This is a genomic window from Camelimonas sp. ID_303_24, from assembly GCF_053543495.1.
In genome coordinates, this window is record NZ_JBLLJM010000052.1 from 1 (window position 1) to 4,033 (window position 4,033).

3 protein-coding genes are annotated in these 4,033 nt (G+C 59.4%); 1 reads left to right on the top strand and 2 read right to left on the bottom strand.

Features of this window, described 5'->3' with window-relative positions:
* Positions 1-590: 590 nt before the first annotated feature.
* Positions 591-1,784, top strand: a complete 1,194-nt coding sequence (locus ACERNI_RS17865; RefSeq protein WP_448834581.1) for an NADH:flavin oxidoreductase/NADH oxidase — start codon at positions 591-593, stop codon at positions 1,782-1,784.
* 996 nt (positions 1,785-2,780) lie between these two features.
* Here the strand turns inward: ACERNI_RS17865 and ACERNI_RS17870 are convergent.
* On the bottom strand, positions 2,781-3,635 hold the full coding sequence (locus tag ACERNI_RS17870) for a diguanylate cyclase domain-containing protein (protein WP_448834582.1): 855 nt from the start codon (positions 3,633-3,635) through the stop codon (positions 2,781-2,783).
* Positions 3,636-3,727: 92 nt separating this feature from the next.
* Positions 3,728-4,033, bottom strand: a 306-nt coding sequence (locus ACERNI_RS17875) for a TetR/AcrR family transcriptional regulator (RefSeq protein WP_448834583.1), incomplete at its 5' end; no start/stop codon positions are given.

The following is a 4,033-nucleotide window of genomic DNA, read 5'->3' on the forward strand; positions in this document are numbered from 1 at the left end:
AACTGACTTCGGCGGCTCAGACCGCCTCCATTGCTCCAACGACGATGCCTCTCGTCGCAGGGATGCTCTCCTACATCTTCCTGAAGGAACAACAGGGGTGGATCCGGTGGACTGGATATGCTGCGATCCTCGCCGGACTGGTCTGCCTCACCGGAGCCGTCACGACGCAGGCCCGGCCCAGTCCAGCCGGCGTTGCGGCCCTAGCCGCGGCAGGCGGCATGTGGGCGGTCTATACGTCGCTGTTCCGCCGTAGCAGCCTGTCGTCGATCCGTGGGTCTACCCCATCCACTCCGCGATCTGAGAGGGCCGTAGCCGCCAATCGTTGTTGCTATCACAAACCGGCCTCACCGTATTTTGGGCATGCAGAAAAATGTAATCTTCCTTCGCGAGCATCGTGAGCTCGGCGACGTCGCGTGGCAGCGCGATCACGATCGCAGCCTGCCGCTTGCGGGCGAAACCGCGTATGTACGCGGCCCTGTATGCTGCGCTGCGCCGACTGCGCCTCCGTCATCGGACGATTTGTCAAGACTCGGGATTCTGCGTGGCTGGATGCTGCGAGGGTCGGCATCGTGGCGGATCGAGCAGCCCCAATGACGACACCGCTCGACGCAGACCAAAGCCAATCACAACGAAGAGAGACGTACCTGATGACGCTGTTTGAACCATTTATGCTGCGTGGTGTAACGCTAAAAAACCGGGTGGTCGTCTCACCGATGAGCCAGTACCGCGCGCAGCACGGCGTGGCGAACGACTGGCACTTGGTCCACCTCGGTCGGTTCGCTCTCGGAGGCGCCGCACTGGTGTTCTGCGAGGCGACTGCCGTGCAGGAGCACGGCCGGCGTACACATGGCGACCTCGGGATATGGTCGGACGCCCACATCGACCGGCTCGCGGCGGTCACTCGCTTCCTCTCGCAAGAGGGAGCAGTTGCAGGCATCCAACTCGCCCATGCGGGCCGCAAGGCGAGCGAACGCCGCCCCTGGCACGGTGAGACGCCGGTCGACTCGGAAGACATCGCACAGCGCGGTGAAAAACCGTGGGCTGCGATCGGGCCGAGTGCGATCCCATACGCGGAAGGCTGGCCTGCTCCGGCCGCGATGAGCATCGAGGACATCAGGGAAGTGATCGCGTCGTTCCGAATTGCCGCTGAGCGAGCACGCGAGGCCGGCTTCAGGGTAATCGAGGTCTACGCCGCGCACGGGTTTCTCATCCACCAGTTTTACTCGCCGCTCGCGAACCAACGGCGCGATGATTACGGCGGAAGCCTCGAAGGACGATGCCGTCTGGCACTCGAGATCGCCGCAGCGATCCGCGAGGTTTGGCCCGACGAATACCCACTGATCTTCCGCCTATCGGTCACCGACTGGCATCCCGAGGGCTGGCAAGTGGACGACACAATCTACCTCGCACAACGACTGAAAGACCTCGGCGTCGACGCGATCGACTGCTCAAGCGGCGGCATCTCAGGACGGGAACGTCCGCAGGGCATGACCCTCGAGCATGGCTATCAGCTCGCCCTCGCCGCGCGGGTGAAGACGGCAGCACGCATCGCGACGATTGGTGTCGGACTTCTTTGGGACCCGAAGCTGGTCGACCGCTCGATCGACCAAGGCGAGATCGACCTCGTCGCACTCGGCCGCGAACTGCTGGAGGACCCGAACTGGCCATTGCAGGCGGCCCGAGAACTTGGCGCTGACAGCAGTCATGGGATGTGGCACCCGGAGTTCGGGTGGTGGCTCGAGAAACGAGCGCGGGCTGTCCGCAGACTCGGGATACGCAAGTGATCGACCATCGATCATCAACAACGCCCTCCGCCCCAAATCCGGGCGCGATTGCTCTTGCCGCGACGCAGGATAGATACAACATCCCTTAGGACAGGAACTCGATGGAGGAGTAGCCGCGCACTGCGAGATCTAGACATCGTCATTGTTGACGTCGCCCGTGCATGAGGTGGCGGCCCCGTTCGAGATTGAGCAGGTATCGCAGATGAGCCGATAAGCCTTGGCGGTCTCGGCAGTGGTCTATCACCCTACGATTTCGTTGCTGCAGGGCTTGCCGCCTGCACGACGATGACCATGCGGTTATCTGCACAACGCAAGAGTCTCCCGCGTGAGCAAGCGCGAATGAGGTCGTGCATTCGAAACGTTCCGACATGATCCCCACCGATCTTTTCACACGAACGATTGTGCTCGAAGGGCCACTCAATCACTCAATGACGACAGCGCCAGATGATTCTTGGGATAGCCGATCGCTGTCCCGTCGAGCTGACCATGGTGCGCGGATCGGATATTCAGACGGGCCCTATTGAGGGCAAGCTCTGTGGCGCAATGTAGCTGATGGCTATCCTGGTCGCACTGGGAATAAATCGACCAGCATAGTACTTCGAGACGTCAATTCTTTCGGCCGCACCGTTGGTTTTTGAATGCATCTCCGAATGCATCGATTCCATAGCCGGAGGTCTTTGGCGGTGGAGATCTACGTTCATATTTTTGGGCTACAGGCATGGAAAAAAGAACACGGACCACCGAAAAAGCTGAGGCAGTGTCGCAGGCGACGTTATACTTTCGATCTTGAGGAAACACGAGAGGTACGCACATATTCTGGTCGCAAGGGATGGCTTTAGTCCGGCGGTCGATCAGTCGATAGCCGCTCGAGATTCTCCGATTTCCCCCGGCAGCACCTCCTCCATGAACTTGTGAACGATAAGTCCGCGCTTGCGGCCGCCTCGGCCGCGAAACTATAGCGTGTCGGGGCGTCGTCCATCCATGATAACACTGGCATTAGAGGCGCCAGATAGTTACCCTGTTCCGGCCCAGATGCTTGGATTGATACAACGCCGCATTAACCTGTTGAAAGACGTCGGCCGGCGATTGTGGCCCTTCAAAAATCCCGAGCCCCATCGAAACCGTCACCACACCGTAGGGTTGGTTCCCGGGGTGCGTAATTGCCAACGCACCGACTCGATTCCGCAATGCCTCAAAAAAAGTGTGTGCGTCCAGGGCGGCGCGTGTACGACACGCCATGAGAAACTCCTCGCCGCCGATCCGGAAAAAAAGATCATCTGCATTCGTTAAATGCGTGCGCAGAACCGTGCCTATTTGGCGCAGAACGTCGTCTCCAGCCGCATGGCCATGCCTGTCATTATAGCTTTTGAAATTGTCGATATCGAGAATGGCGACGGATCGGAATAGGCCATCGTTGGCCGTGTTGAGATATTCTGGAAATCGTCGTGAGTAGGCATGCCGGTTCGGTATCCCCGTCAACGCGTCGATACTGGCGCTGCGTGCTTCGGTGATATCCGTAAAAATCCAGATTCGCGCAGCCAACCTTCCTCCTTCATCGAACGGCACACTGCGCCGCGAAAAAATGCGGCCGTCCTTCAGCAGAATTTCGTCCTCGGAGGTCTCCTGGGCCAGCTGCAGCCGATCCACCTCGCGAAGGAAACCCTCCGGGTCCAGCAGTTGGTCTGTCACGAAAGTGAGCATGCCGAGCTCGTTCTTCGTGCTCACCAATTCGTCTGGAATCCTCCAGAGCTGAGCAAAAGAGCGATTCGCATAGACTACGCTACGCTCGGAGTCGGTTAGTAGGACGCCGTCCGGAAGCGCATCCAAAGTCCGCTCGAATAGCGAGCGCACGGCAGTCCCTCCAAATGTCATGCGCTTCAATCCTCTAGTCCGCCCCAATTGCGCTCCGTCACTGTATCCGGGAATGGTTGCAGTTTCGTCACTTACGCCCTTGCCCAATAGATCGAGGATGCGGTGTTCACGAGCATGCACTCCTTGCGCTCAGGATCCTCGAGCGAGCGCTTCAAGATATCGGAAAAGAACGCTTCGATGGCTTCGCGGGGCGGCAATGCCTCGCAACGCCGGATCCGATCCGCAACGCTGTGCTCGACATAACGGTCCAGCGATTTGATGAAGAGCGTGCGCTTATCCCCGAATGCGTTGTAGAGGCTGGCGCCGGTGATCCGGGTCTTGTCGATAAGGTCGCGCACGGATGTTGCCTCGTAGCCATGGCGCCAGAAGCACTGCAT

What these genes read in the sequence shown, in the direction of transcription:
- ACERNI_RS17865 (WP_448834581.1), top strand. Translation starts at nt 591, where the DNA reads ATGACGACACCGCTCGACGCAGACCAAAGCCAATCACAACGAAGAGAG.